The sequence below is a fragment of the Streptomyces sp. NPDC001443 genome, from assembly GCF_053597355.1.
Map to the genome: position 1 here is coordinate 89,439 of NZ_JBSFIA010000026.1, position 16,791 is coordinate 106,229.

Annotated in this window: 15 protein-coding genes; 8 read left to right on the forward strand and 7 right to left on the reverse strand. The window is 69.1% G+C overall.

Features of this window, described 5'->3' with window-relative positions; all coding sequences use genetic code 11:
- Positions 1-4: 4 nt before the first annotated feature.
- A complete protein-coding gene (locus tag ACWC24_RS25500; protein WP_450665187.1) occupies positions 5-760 on the reverse strand; it encodes an SDR family oxidoreductase in 756 nt (251 codons plus the stop codon).
- Between the two features lie 361 nt (positions 761-1,121).
- Between ACWC24_RS25500 and ACWC24_RS25505 the strand changes: the two genes are divergently transcribed.
- From ACWC24_RS25505 to ACWC24_RS25515, 3 genes are all read left to right on the forward strand, one after another.
- Positions 1,122-1,283, forward strand: coding sequence for a hypothetical protein (locus ACWC24_RS25505; RefSeq protein WP_450665188.1), 162 nt, complete (start codon positions 1,122-1,124; stop codon positions 1,281-1,283).
- A 2-nt stretch (positions 1,284-1,285) separates the two neighbouring features.
- Positions 1,286-2,608, forward strand: coding sequence for an FAD-dependent oxidoreductase (locus tag ACWC24_RS25510; RefSeq protein ID WP_450665189.1), 1,323 nt, complete (start codon positions 1,286-1,288; stop codon positions 2,606-2,608).
- Positions 2,609-2,870: 262 nt separating this feature from the next.
- Positions 2,871-3,692, forward strand: coding sequence for an IclR family transcriptional regulator (locus ACWC24_RS25515; RefSeq protein WP_450665190.1), 822 nt, complete (start codon positions 2,871-2,873; stop codon positions 3,690-3,692).
- A gap of 227 nt (positions 3,693-3,919) precedes the next feature.
- Here ACWC24_RS25515 and ACWC24_RS25520 read toward each other — a convergent pair whose 3' ends face one another.
- From ACWC24_RS25520 to ACWC24_RS25530, 3 genes are all read right to left on the reverse strand, one after another.
- A complete protein-coding gene (locus ACWC24_RS25520) occupies positions 3,920-4,258 on the reverse strand; it encodes a hypothetical protein (protein ID WP_450665191.1) in 339 nt (112 codons plus the stop codon).
- Positions 4,259-4,269: 11 nt separating this feature from the next.
- Positions 4,270-5,184, reverse strand: coding sequence for a VOC family protein (locus tag ACWC24_RS25525; protein ID WP_450665192.1), 915 nt, complete (start codon positions 5,182-5,184; stop codon positions 4,270-4,272).
- 130 nt (positions 5,185-5,314) lie between these two features.
- Complete coding sequence (locus ACWC24_RS25530) at positions 5,315-6,817, reverse strand: MFS transporter (protein ID WP_450665193.1); 1,503 nt, start codon at positions 6,815-6,817, stop codon at positions 5,315-5,317.
- Between the two features lie 464 nt (positions 6,818-7,281).
- Here ACWC24_RS25530 and ACWC24_RS25535 point away from each other — a divergent pair, with 464 nt between their 5' ends.
- Both ACWC24_RS25535 and ACWC24_RS25540 read left to right on the forward strand, forming a co-directional pair.
- Positions 7,282-8,820, forward strand: coding sequence for an aldehyde dehydrogenase (locus ACWC24_RS25535; protein WP_450665194.1), 1,539 nt, complete (start codon positions 7,282-7,284; stop codon positions 8,818-8,820).
- A 65-nt stretch (positions 8,821-8,885) separates the two neighbouring features.
- Positions 8,886-9,743, forward strand: coding sequence for a mycofactocin-coupled SDR family oxidoreductase (locus tag ACWC24_RS25540; protein ID WP_450665195.1), 858 nt, complete (start codon positions 8,886-8,888; stop codon positions 9,741-9,743).
- Between the two features lie 518 nt (positions 9,744-10,261).
- Here the strand turns inward: ACWC24_RS25540 and pntB are convergent.
- From pntB to ACWC24_RS25555, 3 genes are all read right to left on the reverse strand, one after another.
- Positions 10,262-11,701, reverse strand: coding sequence for a Re/Si-specific NAD(P)(+) transhydrogenase subunit beta (pntB, locus tag ACWC24_RS25545; RefSeq protein ID WP_450665196.1), 1,440 nt, complete (start codon positions 11,699-11,701; stop codon positions 10,262-10,264).
- A 1-nt stretch (position 11,702) separates the two neighbouring features.
- Complete coding sequence (locus tag ACWC24_RS25550; protein WP_450665197.1) at positions 11,703-13,256, reverse strand: Re/Si-specific NAD(P)(+) transhydrogenase subunit alpha; 1,554 nt, start codon at positions 13,254-13,256, stop codon at positions 11,703-11,705.
- Between the two features lie 107 nt (positions 13,257-13,363).
- Positions 13,364-14,350 carry a cyclase family protein gene (locus tag ACWC24_RS25555; protein ID WP_450665198.1) on the reverse strand — a complete coding sequence of 329 codons (987 nt, stop codon included), beginning with the start codon at positions 14,348-14,350 and terminating at the stop codon, positions 13,364-13,366.
- Between the two features lie 530 nt (positions 14,351-14,880).
- Between ACWC24_RS25555 and ACWC24_RS25560 the strand changes: the two genes are divergently transcribed.
- Genes ACWC24_RS25560 through ACWC24_RS25570 form a run of 3 tightly spaced genes read left to right on the forward strand, consistent with a single transcriptional unit; the run spans position 14,881 to position 16,783 of the window.
- Entirely contained in the window at positions 14,881-16,173 is a 1,293-nt protein-coding gene (locus ACWC24_RS25560) for a cytochrome P450 (RefSeq protein ID WP_450665199.1), read from the forward strand.
- A complete protein-coding gene (locus tag ACWC24_RS25565) occupies positions 16,173-16,391 on the forward strand; it encodes a ferredoxin (RefSeq protein ID WP_450665200.1) in 219 nt (72 codons plus the stop codon). Before ACWC24_RS25560 ends, ACWC24_RS25565 begins: the two co-directional genes overlap by 1 nt.
- Entirely contained in the window at positions 16,388-16,783 is a 396-nt protein-coding gene (locus ACWC24_RS25570) for a Zn-ribbon domain-containing OB-fold protein (protein ID WP_450665201.1), read from the forward strand. Before ACWC24_RS25565 ends, ACWC24_RS25570 begins: the two co-directional genes overlap by 4 nt.
- The last annotated feature ends 8 nt before the right edge of the window (positions 16,784-16,791 follow it).

Sequence of the window (16,791 nt, forward strand, 5' to 3'; positions counted from 1 at the left end):
ACGATCACCCGATGAAGGAGCCGCCGTTGACGCTGACGGTCTGCCCCGTCACGTACGACGCCTCGTCCGAAACCAGGTAGGAGACGGCCGCGGCGATGTCCGCGCCGGTCCCAGTCCTGCCGACAGGAATGTACTTCGCCATGTCCTCGGCGGACGGCATGGCGCCCGCGTCGCGCTTCTTCTGCACGCTCGGCGTGTCGATGGAGGACGGAGCGACGGTGTTGACCGTGATACCCGACTTCGCGAACTCGACGGCGAGCGCCTTGGTGAGCGCCATCTGCCCGCCCTTGGACGCCGCGTAGTGGGCCATTTTCGGAGCACCGCGCTGCGCGCTGGACGAGGAGATCAGCACAACCCGGCCCCACCCCGCCTCGACGAGATCGGGGAGCGCGGACTGGACGACATGGAACGTCCCGGTCAGGTTGATCTTGATGGTCTGGTTCCACTGCTCGGTCGTCATCTCGAGGAACGGCTGCTGCAGGGCGACCGCGGCGTTCGCGACCACCGCGGACAGCGGCCCCAGGTCGGTCCGGGCAGCGGCAAGCGCCGCGTCGACCATGTCGCGGTCGCCCACATCGGCCCGGTAGCCCCGGGCCGTGCCGCCCGCCTTCTCGATGGATGCCGCGGCCTCCTCGGCCGCACCCTCGGCGACATCGATGACGGCGACCTTGAATCCGTCGGCTGCCAGGCGCTCGGCGATGGCACGGCCGATGCCCGCGGCACCGCCCGTGACCACGGCGACCCGGCCTTCGGCGGTCATCGGCCGGCCCGCTGACCGGTGCGTGCGCTCTGCCCCTGTGTCATGGGAATGCGTCCTCATCCCTCCGCGACTGTTCCACATACACGAACAGTCGTTCCGTTTGCGATAGCGCGCTCAGCTTCCATGGCGCAAATCTGGATGTCAACCCCCCTAACTGACCCCGGAAACCAGGGAACGACATGGCGACACTTCACCACCCCCTACGCCTTGACACTGCACACGTCGACCCAGGAAACTCACTGAAAGGATCGCGTGTTCCGTTATACGAAATAGGCAGGTGTTCCACACGCTGTCGCCGGGCACCGCCCACAGTGCGGCCGCCTCCGACGGGACCCTCATGCAGAACATTCAGGGAGTAGTCGTGACGCACGCAATGACGCAGGAGCGCGTCCACATCCGGAACGGGAGCGGCCTGCGGGCGCACCCGGCCCTCGCCACCTTCATGGCCGACAGGGTGGCGCGCGCCTACGGCACCGACCACGACACCCGGCACGCCGGTACGCCCTTGCGTAAGGCGGTCTGAGGATGCGCACCCTTCGCACAGCCGTGGTCGGCTCCGGGCCGGCCGGGGTCTTCTGCGCCCAAATCCTCACCGAGACCCCTGGCCTCGACGTCCAGGTCGACGTCTTCGAGCGCCTCCCCACTCCGTTCGGGCTGGTGCGCTACGGCGTCGCGCCCGACCACCAGAAGATCAAGTCGATCATCGCCTCGCTGTCCGAGGTGTTCGACACCCCGGGCGTCCGCTTCCTCGGCAACGTCACGGTCGGCTCGGACATCACCGTCGACGAGCTGCGTCAGCACTACGACGCGGTGATCATGGCCCACGGTGCGCCGCTGGACCGACAGTTGGGCGTCCCCGGCGAGGAGCTCGCCGGGGTCATCGCCGCCCGCAACTTCGTCTCCTGGTACAGCGGCCACCCCGACGCGACCTTCGACCCGTCAGCGCTCTCGTCCGAACGCGCGGTGGTGATCGGGGTCGGGAACGTCGCCCTCGACGTGGCGCGGATGCTGGTCCGCACTCCAGACGAGCTGCGCCGCACCGATGTGCCGGAGCATGTCGTCGAGGCCCTGGACGGCCACGCCGTGCGCGAGGTCTGCGTGATCGGACGTCGAGGCCCGGAGTCCGCCAAGTTCACCCACAAGGAACTGCTGGAGCTCGGCGGCGTCGAAGGCGCGGACATCATCGTCGACCCGGAGGAGTTGCGACTGACGGAGGAGCGGCGGGCGGCCCTCACCGGGCGCCCCGCTGCCACGCGGGTGCTGTCGACCCTGGAGAAGCTCGCCGCCCGGCCGCCGGCTCACCGGCCCCGCTCCGTCCGCTTCCTCTTCGACCGCACGCCGGTCGGGTTCCTCGGGGAGGGTTCCGTGGACGGCATCTCCCTGGTCCGCACGTCGGACCCCGCGCAGACCGAGGTCCTCCCGGCCGGCCTGGTACTGCCGGCGGTCGGTTACCGGAGCGCGCCATTGGAGGGTGTCCCGTTCGACGAGGCTTCGGGCACGGTCCCCCACCACGACTCGCGCGCCCTGACCGGGGACGAGACCGTGCCGGGCCTGTACGTAGTGGGCTGGGCGAAGCGCGGACCGAGCGGCGTGATCGGCACGAACAGGCTTTGCGCGAGCGAGACCGTGGAGGCCGTCCTGGCCGACACGGCGACGGCGCCAGGACACGGAACCACTCCAGATGCCGTGGACGATCTGCTGCGCTCGCGCGATGTGGCGGTCGTGGACTGGAAGCGCTGGCTGGCGATCGAGGCGGTGGAGGCGTCGCTCGGCGAGCGGCAGGGACGCGGCCGCGTCAAGCTCCACGACCGCACCGACATGCTCACCGCGGCCGGCCTCACAAACTGAGCCCAGCACGTACACAGAAGACCGAGGGCCGGGCGGCCACACCTCCCCGACGAGGCGACCGCCCGGCCCGAGGGCTCGCCCTATGCTTTACGTGCCCGGACCGAGGCACCCCAACGTGCACACGTCAAGGCATCGCTTGCATTGCAGCACTGATATCGTCCCCTTAAACGGAATGTTCATTCGGTTGAACGGATCGAATCCGCTCGACCGCTTGCCGAATACCCAAGCCGCTGTCCAGCCGGCGAGCAGTGAGGAGCACAGCGTGGAGACGCAGGCAACCGAGGCGGCGGCGAGTGCTCCCGACCGCCAGCGGCATCCACTGGCCCGGGGATTCGAGATCATCACGGTCATGGTCGACGGGGGCAAGCAGACCTACGGCGTGAGAGAGCTGGGCAACCGCCTCGGCGTCAGCGCAAGCACTGCCCACCGCCTCCTCAGCGACCTGGAGGAGCTGGGCATGGTGTCCCGCACCCCTGCCGGAAGCTACCGGCTCGGCATGGAGTTCCTGCGGCTGGCCTGGACCACCAACACCCGGTTCCCGCTCCGGGAGGCCGCCAACGACGTCCTGGCCGAACTCACGGAACGCAGCGGCGAGTCCTCCTTCTTCGCCATCTACAACGACCAGCGCCGCGAGATGATGTTCGCCCTGTCAGTGGAGAGCAACCACCCGCTCCGCTACACGGTCCCCCGGGGCGTCTGGCTGCCACTGCACGCGGGCGCGAGCGGCCTGGCGATTCTCGCCTTCCTGCCCGAAGAGGTCCAGGACGAGATCGCTCACGCGGGCCTCGATGCGCTGACCAAGCGCACGGTCGTCGATCCCGAACGGCTTGCGGAGCGCCTCGCCCAGATCCGGCAGGAGGGATACGCGCTGTCCCATGGCGAGCGGATCGACGGGGCGATCGCCATCGCCTCTCCCGTACTCGGGCCGGGCGGCTCGGTCATCGGAGACGCAGGAATCACCATCCCCGAGAGCCGCTTCAACGCGGCCACCACATCCGAGTCGATCGCCCTGGTCAAGCACGCGGCAGCGCGCCTGACGGCGCGCTTTACAGGCGCCGAGAGCCCGTACGGCACAGGGCAGTAGCGGAGGCTTCGCCGCTCGGCGGGACGGCGCCGGCCGGTACGCGTGATCGCGTGTCGGCCGGCGCCGTTCGCTGTCCGGGGTCCCACATCTCGCGTGCCGCCAAGGGCGCGTCGCGACAGGGCCGCCGTCCGGCCGCCTCGCGGTCATACGAAAAAGGCGCCGCCCGAGAACCGCGGTTCACGATCCTCGGACGGCGCTCTCGGCTCCTCGTAACAGCTCGGCCGAACTCAGTTCGCGGCGGGATCGTCCCCGCCGGCCACCAGCGGCACCATCACCACGGACGTCACGTCCAGGGCGTCGCTGGAGCTCAGTCCCGCGGTGAACAGGACGTCACGCGCGCTCTCGGCGGACCCCTCGACCTCGTAGAGCGTCACATAACGGTGCGGGGCGCCTGCCTCCGGACCGGTCGCCTGGTACCGGCGCGCCGAGAGGAAGCCAGGGAGTTCGAGGATCTCCGGGATATGGGTCCCCCAGTACCAGGTCCGGAACTCCTCTTCCCGTCCTTGCACGGGGTTGGTGAGCGCCATCAGGAGCTCGTGTCGGGGCTGCGCAGTGTTGTCGGACATGAGATGTCTCCTCAGAGGGAAGCAGTGGTGAAGCCCCAGGGAACGCCGAGGCTGGTGTGGGGGTCGGTCACAAGGGCGGTGTCCGATCGGTGTGCGATACGCACGCCTTCGGACTCCAGGTGTTTGGCCGCACGCTCGAGGTCGGCGACCTTCCAGGTGATCGCGTGATAGGTGTCCAGGGAGACCTCGCCCACGCCCTCGCCGTTCGCCTCGTCGTCGGCCTGCGGTGACGCGAAGTGCAGGACGGTGCCCGCGAGCCTGACGAACGGCCCGCTCAGGTCGCGCAGTTCGTCCTGCCCCGTGCGGACGATCTCGCCGCCGAGCACGCCGACCGTGAGTTCGACCGCGCGCTGCGGACGGTTCGTCAGCACCGTGTGGTGCGAGGCCCGTTCGATGCCGAGCGGATCGTCCTGCGTGACCTCCGGGACGGTCCAGCCCTCCTGGACCCTGGGGTCGAGGGGGAAGGGGTAGGTCTCGAAGAAGGCGTACCTCAGACCGGAATCCTCACCCACGGTGTGGAACGGCGACGGACCGCCGCGCCACTCCTCCTCCGAGAGGGGGTTGTCGTGGGAGTCTACGAGCCGGTATCCCCGGGAACGGAGCTCCTTGTAGAGCTCCTTGACGCCGTCAACGTACCAACCGGTGCTCGTCAGACGCGGGTTGTCGACATCCGGATAGCGCTGGACTCCGCCGGTGAGGTAGAGGCGTGGCGCGAGGGAGTCGATCAACACGTCACTGATCGAGGTGAACGTCGAGTAGCCCACGGAGTGCCCCGGAACGGGCGGGTTGGGCATGACGACGGAGAAGTTGGTGCTGGGTCTGCCGAACACGCGGGCGAAGAAGTCTTCCGCTTCTTCGAGGCTCGGCACGTGGATCCGCGGGTGGTACAGCATCCGCACGCGGAACTCGGCATCGGTCCGGTTCAAAAGGTACTCCTTGCAGGTGCGTGCGCCCCTGCAGAACGGCCACGGCCCCGGCCGTGTTCCGGCCCGGACGACGGTGTCGTCCGGGCTCGGGATCACAGACGGGGTCGCAAGCGTCCTGCTCCGGGGCGGATCAGATGGTGTCGGGCGTGATCGCCACGGCGTCGGCCAGCCCCTCGGCCCGGGCCGTACGCATCTCGTCGCCCTCGGGCTCCGTGCGCTCGCCACGCCTGATGAAGAAGGTCACGGCCATGGCCGCGACGGCTGCCACCCCCACCATGATGAACAGTTCGGTGTACCCGGCCCGGGTGGTGAACGGAGTGCCGGCGACAAGGTGCTGCGACAGCAGCACGGTACCGATCGACGTGCCGACACCCGAGAACGCGGTCTGGGTGACCATGTAGACGCCCTGCGCCTCACTGGTGTTCTCGCTCGGCGCCCCCTCGACCACCAGGTTCGGCAGGGAGCTGAGCAGGAAGCCGGTCGCGCCGGTGAGCACGATCTGCGAAATCGTGAAGCCCACGACCGTGCCGAGCAGCAGTCCGGAGAGAACGGCTGCGGCAATGGCCAGAATGGTGCCCACCAGGAGGGCGTTGCGGGCCCTGCCGTTGCGGGAGATTCGGCCGCTCAGCGGGGAGAGCATAAATCCGAGGAGGCCGATGGCGAAGGACAGGTCACCGGCGGTTCCGGCGCTGAGGCCGAGGCCGACCGGGGCAGCCTCCGGCATCTGGTAGATCAGCTGGCCGGCAAACCCGGAGACGCCCAGCGTGCCGAAGGACACCAGCGCCGTGACGACCAGCGTGAGCCCGAGCTTGCGGTCGAAGAAGAACCGGATGTTGATCAGCGGCTTGTCGACGCGCAGTTCCCACAGGACCCACAGGACGAGGACCACCACGCCGCCGACGATGCAGCCGATCGTCTTGCCGCTGGACCAGCCCCAGGTGGCGCTCTGGTGGACGCCGTACAGGGCGAGCGCGATACCCGGCGCGAACAGGACTGCACCGAGCCAGTCCACCCGCTCGATCTTCGACTTCACGGTGGGAGCCGGCAGGAAGAACGCCCCGACCGTGGTCACCGCGGCGAGCGCGGCGGCGACGACGAACACCTTGTTCCAACCCCAGGCATCGACGATGTTGCCCGAGACCACGTTACCGGCGGCGCCGCCCCACATGGCCGCACCCGCGACGGTCGCGACGGCGACGGGAAGGCTCTTCTTCGGGAGGGACTCCCGCAGGATGCCGACGCACAGCGGCACGAGGCCGCCGGCGAGGCCCTGGATCGAGCGGCCGGCGATGAGCCCGCCCAGACTGTTCGACCACAGGCTGACGAGGGAGCCGATGATGGAGGCGGCCAGCACCACGATCATCACATTGCGGCGGCCGTAGGCGTCCCCGAGACGGCCACTGATGGCCGCCGAAACTGCGCCCACCAGCAGAAACCCGGTGAGTACCCAACCGGCGTCGCTGGGGGTGGCCCGGAACTGCTCGATGATGCCCGGCAGCGCGGTGTACATCATCGTTGCTTCGAACGAGCTGACTATCGCAGCCAGTATCAGGATCCCGATGATGAACGGGACGGGGCGCGTTGAACGCGTGCCCTCTCCTGGGGTGATGGGGGGCATCTTTGCCTCTTTCATCCGTGGACCTGGGACTTCATGAATGGCTGCACGATGCAATGAGGTGGAGAGCACCAGCGGCGCTCTGCTACTGTTCCGTTTAAAGGGACACTCGATCGCTACAGCGTCCTGAGTGTGATCCCGCCACCATGGCGCGTCAAGAGGTCTGCACGCGCTATTCCCCGCTTTCGCAAAATCGGTCCCCGAATTCACGGGCTACCAGGTCAGGCGCTCATGGCGCGACATCGGAGACGGCACCCATCGGCCTTCCGAACGTGGCGCGTACACCTCACCCCGAGATCGAGCGATGCGGGACACCCCGCCTCACCGAAGCACCGCACTCCGTCCCTTGACAGGCGCAGTGGCGCGAGGTGATGCTGACCTCACTGCATAAGGCAACGATCGTTCTGTTTAACGAAATCATGCCTCTCCACTTGTTCACCCCCCGCGGGCCCACGCCCGCGGTCCGGATCACGGAGGCTTGCTTGTCCAGCCACATCAGCAGTGCCCAAGACACCCCGTCCGGAGCGGCGTTCTCTGCCCGGGAGCAACCACTGCCCCTGCGGCATCCCGACCGCTTCTTCATCGACGGACGCTGGGTCGCGCCGATGTCGACGGCTGGCTTCGACATCGTCGACCCGGCGACGGAGGAGCACTATTACCGCGCCGCCCTCGCCGACGCGGACGACATGTCGCAGGCCATCTCCGCCGCACGGCGCGCATTCGACCACTCGGACTGGCCGCTGCTGCAGCCAGCGGAGCGAGCGGAATGGCTCCGCAGGATCGCCGACGGACTGCGCCGCCGCTCCCCCGACGCCAGCCTGCTGTGGACGCGCCAGGTCGGCGTGCTCTACTCAATGTCCCGCGCCGCCATCGAGCGGGTGGGCGCGACCTACGACTACTACGCCGACGTGGCGGAGGACTTCCCCTTCGAGGTCCGGCACCAGCCCATGCAGGGCGCCTTCGGCGCCGTGGTGCACGAGGCGGTCGGTGTTGTGGGCGCGATCGTCGCCTGGAACACGCCGATGTCGCTGGCGGCCTACAAGGTAGCCCCGGCACTGCTGGCCGGTTGCACGGTAGTCCTGAAGGCCCCGCCCGAGGCGCCCGGCGAGGCGTACGTGCTCGCCGAGGTGGCCGAGGAGATCGGACTGCCGGCCGGCGTGCTCAATGTCGTCACGGCCGACCGTGAGGTCTCCGAGATGCTGGTCCGCGACCCGCGCGTGGACAAGATCGCCTTCACCGGTTCCAGCGGCGCCGGCCGGCGGATCGCGAGCCTCTGCGGCGAGCGCATGGCCCGCTACACCCTGGAGCTCGGCGGCAAGTCCCCCGCCGTCATCCTCGACGACTACGACCTCGAGGACGCGGCCAGGCAGCTGGCCGCCGCCGAGTGCACGCTCAACGGTCAGGTGTGTTCCTCCCTGACCCGCATCATCGTCAGCCGCCACCGCCACGACGCCTTCGCGGAGGCACTGGGCGCGGCCTTCGCCTCGGCCCGGGTCGGGGACCCCTTCGACCCCGCCGCGCAGCTCGGCCCGCTGGCCATGGAACGCCAGCGCGACCGGGTAGAGGACTACATCGCCAAGGGCATCGCCGAGGGCGCGCGGCTGGTCACGGGTGGAGAGCGGCCGAAGGGGCTGGACTGCGGCTTCTACATCGAACCGACCGTCTTCGCGGGGGTCGACAACTCGTCGGCCATCGCGCAGGAGGAGATCTTCGGCCCGGTCCTCAGCGTCATCCCCGCCGACAGCGAGGAGCACGCGGTGGTGCTGGCCAACGAGACCGTCTTCGGTCTCAACGCCGCCGTGTTCACCGACGACATCGACCGCGCGTACCACGTGGCGCGCCGGATTCGAGCGGGCACGGTCGGACACAACGGGTACCGGACGGATCCGCGGATGGGCTTCGGCGGTTTCAAGCAGTCCGGTGTGGGACGTGAGGGAGGCCGGGACGGCCTGCGCCCCTACCTCGAGGCCAAGAGCTTGATCCTCGATGCCCTCCCGAGCGGGCACGAGCCGCTGAACTGACAGCACCCGCCCACCGGGGCAGCACACGAACGTTCGCACCACCATCAACACACCAGGAGAGATTCATGTCGGGACGCGTCGAGGGCAAGGTCGCCTTCATCACGGGTGCGGCGCGGGGTCAGGGCCGCAGCCACGCCGTCCGTCTGGCCGAGGAGGGCGCGGACATCATCGCCGTCGACCTCCTCGACGACATCGAGACGGTCCCCTACCCGCTGGCCACCAAGGAGGACCTCGCCGAGACGGTCCGCCAGGTGGAGGCCCTGGGGCGGCGCATCGTCGCGCGGCAGGCCGACGTCAGGGTTCTGTCGCAGCTCCAGTCGGCCGTCGACCAGGGCGTCGAAGAACTCGGCAAGCTCGACGTGGTCATCGCCCAGGCCGGCATCCTCACCATGGGTTCGAACACGCCTCAGGCGTTCTACGACGTCGTCCAGGTGAACCTCAACGGCGTGATCAACGCGACGACGGCCGCCGCACCCCACCTGCAGCCGGGCGCCTCGATCATCCTCACCGGCTCGACGGCGGCTCTACTCAAGGGCTCCGTCGACATCACCGGCGCGGGCGGCCTGGGATACGCGCACTCCAAGCGCCATGTGGCCCGTCTCGGGCACGATCTCGCCCGGATCTACGCCGACCAGAAGATCCGGGTCAACGTCATCCACCCGACCAATGTCGAGAGCGGGATGATGGACAACGAGTTCATGTACCACGCGTTCCGCCCGGACCTGGAGAACCCGACCCGGGAGGACATGATCCCGTCCCTCGAGACCAAGTCCCCCATGGGCGTGCCGTGGCTCACGGCCCGGGAGATCTCCGAGGCGGTGCTGTACTTCGCCTCGGACGAGTCGCGATGGGTGACCGGTCAGCAGCTGAAGCTCGACGGAGGCCAGCTGCTGCCGATGTCGGATGCGGGCGTTCCTGCCTGATCACAAAAGCCCGGTCGGGGAAAGGGCGGTCGCCCCACGTGCGGATGCGCGTGGGGCGACCGCCTCTTTTGCGTGAGCCCGAACCTCGGCTGGCGCGTCCCGGATCGCAGGAACCGTGCAGCACCGACTCATCGGCGTCGCCGCCCGAGGGCCGGCCCGGTCGCGTCAGGCGTGTGCTGCGGGGACCCGACCGAAGCCTGGAGGGATCGGCCCCAGGCCCGCGTACCGGACGTACTCGGGCCTGGGGCCCTTGCCGTGAGTGGGAGAGGCCGTCCTGCTCGACGAGCCCGAAGGAACGTGCCGGGTGCCGCGGGACGGGCGGGCGTCCAAGGACAGGGAGCCGTAGGCACGTAGGACCGGCAGGCATCCGCTGACCAGTCCGGGCTCGGCGGGGACGGAGCGGCACTCGCTGATCCGATCCCGACCTCCCCCGGAAACGCCGAAGGCCGCCAGGTATCGCACCTGGCGGCCTTCGTGGCACCACTCGCATGCTCGGGGAGGTCTCCCCCGCGTATGTCCTAGACCGGGACCGGGACGGGCCGGACCGCGGCCAGAGCGCTCACGATCTCGTCCACTCCGGCCTTGGCGTCGCCGAAGAGCATCGCAGTGTTCTCGCGGAAGAAGAGCGGGTTCTGCACACCGGCGTATCCGCTGGCCATCGATCGCTTGAAGACCACCACCTGAGCGGCCTCCCACACCCGCAGCACCGGCATGCCGGCGATCGGGCTGCTCGGGTCGTCCGAGGCGGCGGGGTTCACCGTGTCGTTGGCACCGATGACCAGGACGACGTCGGTGTCGGCGAAGTCGTCGTTGACCTCGTCCATCTCCAGGACGATGTCGTAGGGCACCTTCGCCTCGGCGAGCAGGACGTTCATGTGGCCCGGCAGACGGCCGGCCACCGGATGGATGCCGAAGCGCACCTCCACGCCCCGCTCGCGCAGCAGCCGGGTCAGCTCTGCAACCGGGTACTGCGCCTGAGCCACGGCCATGCCGTAACCCGGGGTGATCACCACGCGGGAGGCCCCTGCCAGCAGCTCCGCGGTCTCCTGGGCAGAAGTCTCCCGGTGCTCGCCCTGCTCGCCGTCCCCGCCGCCCCGCGGTGCCTCGATACCGAAGCCGCCGCCGATGACCGAGAAGAAGGAGCGGTTCATCGCCTTGCACATGATGTAGGAGAGGTAGGCGCCCGACGACCCGACCAGGGCCCCCGTGACGATCAGCAGGTCGTTGTTGAGCAGGAAGCCGCTCGCGGCGGCGGCCCAGCCCGAGTAGCTGTTGAGCATCGAGACCACGACCGGCATGTCACCGCCGCCGATCGAGGCCACCAGATGCCAGCCGAAGAGCAGGGCGACGACCGTCACCGCGGCGATCGACCACACGGCCGGGTGCACCACGAAGACGACGGTGAGCGCCACGAAGGCGACCAGTGCGGCCAGGTTGAGGAGGTTCTTGCCCGGCAGCACCAGCGGGGCGGACTTGATCCTCGCGCTGAGCTTCAGGTTGGCGACGATCGAGCCGGTGAAGGTGACGGCGCCGATGAAGATGCCGATGAAGACCTCGGCGTGGTGGATGCGGAGCAGGGACCCCTCGAAGCCGCCGAGACCGTGGCGTTCGACCTCGATGTACGACGCCCAGCCGACCAGCACGGCGGCCAGGCCCACGAACGAGTGCAGCAGGGCGATGAGCTCCGGCATGCCGGTCATCTGCACGATCCTGGCCCGCCAGAGGCCGACCGCGCCGCCCACGACGATCGCACCGGCCAGCACCAGCACGGTGGTGCCGCGGACCGGACTGTCGTGCACGGTCAGACCGACGGTCGCCACCAGGGCGACGACCATGCCGGCTACGCCGTAGGTCCAGCCCTGCCGGGCGGTCTCGTGCTTGCTCAGCCCGGCCAGGGAGAAGATGAAGAGCAGTGCGGCGGCGAGGTACGCCGCCGTGGCGATTGAGGCTGCGGACACGTCAGTTCCCCTTGCTGAACATGGCGAGCATGCGGCGGGTCACCGCGAAACCGCCGAAGATGTTGATCGCGGCGAGCAGGGTCGCCGCTCCTGCCAGGACCTGGACCGCCGGAAGGTCGAGCCCGGCCTGCAGCAGCGCGCCGACGACGATGACACCGGAGACCGCGTTGGTGACGCTCATCAGGGGCGTGTGCAGGGCGTGGTGGACCTTGCCGATGACGTAGTAGCCCACAACCACCGCCAGGGCAAGGACCGTGAAGTCCGCCGGGATCGGCGCCGGCGCGAAGGCAATCACCAGCCAGAGCAGGGCGACACCGCCGAGAACGGAGGTGACCTTGGCGGCCGTCGACCGCTCCTTGCGGGGCTTCGGCTCGGGCCGCGCCTCGGCTACCGGTTCCTTCGCCGGGGCCGCGCTCGTGCTTACCGGCGGCGGGGGCCACATCTTCTCACCACGGCCGTCTCCGGTGGCCCGGACGACGGTGATGCCGCGCTGCACGGGGTCCTCCAAGTCGAGGACGACCACGCCGTCCTTGCCCGGGGTCAGCAGCTTGATCAGGTTGACCAGATTGGTTCCGTAGAGCTGGCTGGCCTGGGTGGGCAGCCGGCCGGCGAGGTCGGTGTAGCCGAGGATGGTGACGCCGTTGTCGGTGACGATCCTCCGGCCCGCCACGCTGCCCTCGACGTTGCCGCCCTGCCCGGCGGCCATGTCCACGATCACCGATCCGGCCTTCATCGACGCGACGTCGGCGGCCGTGATCAGCCGGGGTGCCGCGCGCCCGGGGATGAGGGCGGTGGTCACGATGATGTCGACGTCCGCCGCCTGGTCGGCGTACAGCTTCGCCGCGGCCTCGTTGTAGAGGTCCGAGGTGGCCTTGGCGTATCCGTCCGACGACTGCTGCGCCTCCTCGTCCACGACGACCGGGAGGTACTCCCCACCCAGCGACTTGACCTGATCGGCCACTTCGGGGCGCGGGTCGGTGGCGCGCACGATGGCCCCGAGGCTGGAGGCGGCGCCGATGGCGGCCAGGCCGGCCACGCCGGCCCCGGCCACGAGCACCTTGGCCGGGGGAACCTTGCCGGCGGCGGTGACCTGGCCGGTGAAGAAGCGGCCGAACTCGTGGGCCGCCTCCACGACGGCCCGGTAGCCGGCGATGTTGGCCATGCTCGACAGCACGTCGAGCGACTGGGCGCGGCTGATACGCGGCACCGCGTCCATGGCGAGAACCGTGATGTCGCGCTCTGCCAGCGCGTCGACGAGTTCGGGGTGGGTCGCGGGCGCCAAGGTGGAGACGAAGTACGCCCCGTCCTTGGGCCGGTCGATGTCCTCGGGCGAGGGACCGTTGACGCGGAACACTATGTCCGCGCCCCAGGCCACGTCGGCGGAGACGACGGTCGCCCCCGCCTCCGCGTAGCTCGCGTCGGAGAACGACGACAGCCGGCCGGCCCCCGCCTCTATGACCACGTCGTAGCCGAGGGCCACGAGTTGCCTGACGGTGGCGGGTGTGGCGGCCACCCGGGTCTCCCCGGTCGGCTCGCAGGGCACTCCGATGAACATGCGAGTAACTCCTTGGGAACGTGAACCGCTGTGCGCGGGCGGCGACACAACAAGGGCCTGACACCGACCGGGTGTACCGGCCGGCATCAGGCCTGGTTCAGAGCGGATCAGTAGAGCAGGAGCGGGTTGACGAGCACACCGGTCGACCGGTGGATCGCCGTCGGCGCGGCCACCAGCAGACCGGTCGAGACGCCGGCTGCCTTCAGAGTGGCGGCGGCCGGTCCGAGCAGGCAGTTGTCGACCAGGCACAGCCCGATCGAGTAGATGAGCTTGTGGACCTCCAGCGAGCCGGAGGGGTTGTTGCGCGCGTCGTGGAAGTCCCAGAGCACCAAGCCGACGTCCTTGGAGGCGATCCACTTCGCGCCGTCCTCGCCGATCCCGGGGCGCCGCACGGCGGCGGCACCGCTCGGGTACACGTGGCCCGCGGCCTCGTACCGGTCGCGCCCCTGGTAGACGATGAGCGCGTCGCCCGGTTCCAGCGTGACGCCGGTGGCGGTGAGCGCCGCGTCGAGGTCGGCAGCGGTGACCGGCTCCTCCGCGGGAATCCAGTCCACGCCCCGGGCTGCCGCGACGTCGAGCAGGACTCCGCGGGTGGCGATGCCGTGCTGCGCCCAGTTCACCATCGTGTCCTCGTCGGTCTCCGACGCGGCCGCAGGGATGGAACCGTGCCACCCGCCGTCGGCGCCGATGTGCGCCAGTCCGTCGAGGTGGGTGTTGTGGACGCCGTGCGGGTCGTAGCTGATGACCTCGCCGCCGTGGGCGTTGCGCCCGTAGAGGCCGACATGCACCTTGAGGTCGACCGAGCCATGGCCCTGGGGCAGTTCGGCGTTGCCGAGGCGCTGCCAGTCGCGCTTCTCGGCCTCGGCCTTCACGCTGCCCGCGGCAAGTTGGTGCGGTCGCGTCTCCACCTCTCGTTCGAGGGAGACGGCCCGGCCCAGCCTGACCTGGGCGACGCCGCGCAGCCGCGCCGCCTCGTCGATGAGCGCCACGGAGCCGCGGCATTGCACACCGTCGACATGGCGTGCGGCGGCGTGCGCGTCCGCGATCTCCCGCTCCCAGGGGGCGAGCGGGTCCGGTCCGAGGTCGTCAGTCATCCGTGGAACTCCATGTCTGCCAGGACTCGTTCCCGAGTCGTTTTGCGGCGTGCGGCTCACTGGGCCTGAAGGGGTCCTCCGGTCGGCGCAGGCCCGCTCGGGCACCGGGTCGCCAGCTGAGAACCGAGCGGAAGAAGAGAAGGACGTACGCACGGTTCGGATGTACGGCCCCGCGTCGGCGTCTACGGCCGGAAGGGAGGCCGGATTCCCCGTCGATGAAGCCCACCGGCGGGTCCGCCCTCCACATTCCATCACGCAGAACAGAACATTCAGGCTCTACAACGCAACACAGCGGGGATTCTGCTCCGGCCGCCAACCCACTGTCAATGGCTCGTCACCCTTCACTGGAGCTCCGCATTCACCTGCGACTCCTTGACACGCACCCAGGGCGCGTTCATCCTATGGCTAGCGCATAACAGTACGATTGTTCCGTAGAACGAAACGACAGCGACGCTGCCGCACCAGAACGGTTCCGCAGGCCAGAACGGCTCGGAGTACGGGGCCGAAAGTACGTAAGGAAAGGGGTGCGGATGAGCACCGTGGACATCGACCCGACGGAGATCGACTTCTTCACCAACGCCGCGGTCGCGGCGGACTCGGTCCCGTACTTCGACTACATGCTCGCCAACCATCCGGTCTGGCGGGAGGACAAATACGGGGTCGTCATCGTCACCGGCTACGAAGAGGCCCTGCAGGTCTATCACCAGCCCGAGGTCTACTCCTCGATCAACCGGACCGGCGGCCCCGTCCTCGACCTGCCGGTGGAACTGGTCGGCGACGACCTCACCGAGCTGCTCGAGAAGTACCGGAAGCACTTCCCCACGAACGACCAGATCGTGACGTTCGACCCGCCGATGCACACCGACCACCGTGCGCTGCTGATGGGGCTCATCACGCCCAAGCGGCTCAAGGAGAACGAGGACTTCCTCAAGGCCACGGCCGACCGGTTCCTCGACGAGCTGCTGCCGGCGGGCGCCTGCGACTACATCTGGGACTACAGCAAGCGTTACGCGGTGCTCGCCGTCGCCGACCTGCTCGGGGTTCCGGTGGAGGACCACCCGATGCTGATCGAGCTCCTCGCCACCCGGCAGGGACCGATCCTCGGCAACCTCCAGCTCAAGAGCTCTCACCAGAACTCTCTGGAACGGCTCTACGACTACTTCGTCCAGAAGATCGAGGAGCGGCGGGCCACGCCCGCGGACGACCTCCTCACCGGCATGGCCGTGGCCACCTTCCCCGACGGCTCGCTCCCGGAGCCCATCGAGGTCGCACGGATCGCCTCCAACCTGTTCGCCGCGGGCAACGAGACCACTGTCCAGCTGCTGGGCATCTCGCTGGCACGCATCGCCGAGGACCAGGAGCTCCAGGACCTGCTGCGCCGCGAGCCCGCCCTCGTCCCGAAGTTCATCGAGGAGGTCCTGCGGGTCGAGGCGCCCATTAAGGGTTCCTTCCGGCTCACCAAGGTGGCCACCAGCATCGGCGGCCTGGACCTGGCGCCCGGCACGGTCGTGATGCTGCTGCACGGTGCGGCCGGCCGCGACGCCCGACTGTTCGACAACCCGGCCGAGTTCGACGTGAAGCGGCCGAACGCACGGCAGCACCTGGCCTTCGGCCGGGGCATCCACACCTGCCCGGGCGCTCCGCTGGCGCGGGCCGAGGCGGTCTTCTCGATCAACCGCCTGCTGGAGCGCACGGAGAGCATCCGCATCTCCGAGGAGCACCACGGCTCCGCGGGCGAGCGCCGCTGGGACCTGATGCAGAGCTACAAGTTCCGTGGCCACAACCACCTGCACCTCGAGTACACGCAGAAGGAGAACGACTGATGTCCGGCGAGCTCACGGTCGACCGTGATCGCTGCATGGGATCGGGGCAGTGCACGTTCTACGCGCCGAACACCTTCGACCTCGACGACATGAGCATCGCGATCGTCGTCGACGATCACGGTGACGGCGAAGACAAGATCCAGATGGCGATCACAGTGTGTCCCACACGGTCCATCGCCCGCACCGCCGGGGGAACCGGCCATGGAGGAGCTCGATGACGGTCAAGGACGAGGCGACGGTCTCCGCGCCGGTGGCAGATCTGGAGAGCGACAGCCTCCTCGGTGACTTCCCCGAAGGCCCGCGCCTGGTGGGCACCGTCTGCGACCAGTGCGGCGCGACGATGATCGGGACGCGCGTGGTCTGCAGCGCGTGCGTGAGCCGGGACGTCTCCCGGATCGCGCTTCCGACCAGAGGGGTCCTCTACTCGTTCACCCGGCTCCACGTCGGCGGCGACGGCGGCCCCCGCGCCCTCGGCTACGTCGACCTCGACGACGGCGTGCGGACGCTCGCCGATCTGCGCGAGGCTTCCGGCCCCCTGCGTCCGGACGGGCTCGTGGAGCTCGGCACGGACGGCGACGACTGGTTCTTCGCGCCTGTCACCGGCGAGTGAGGAAGAGA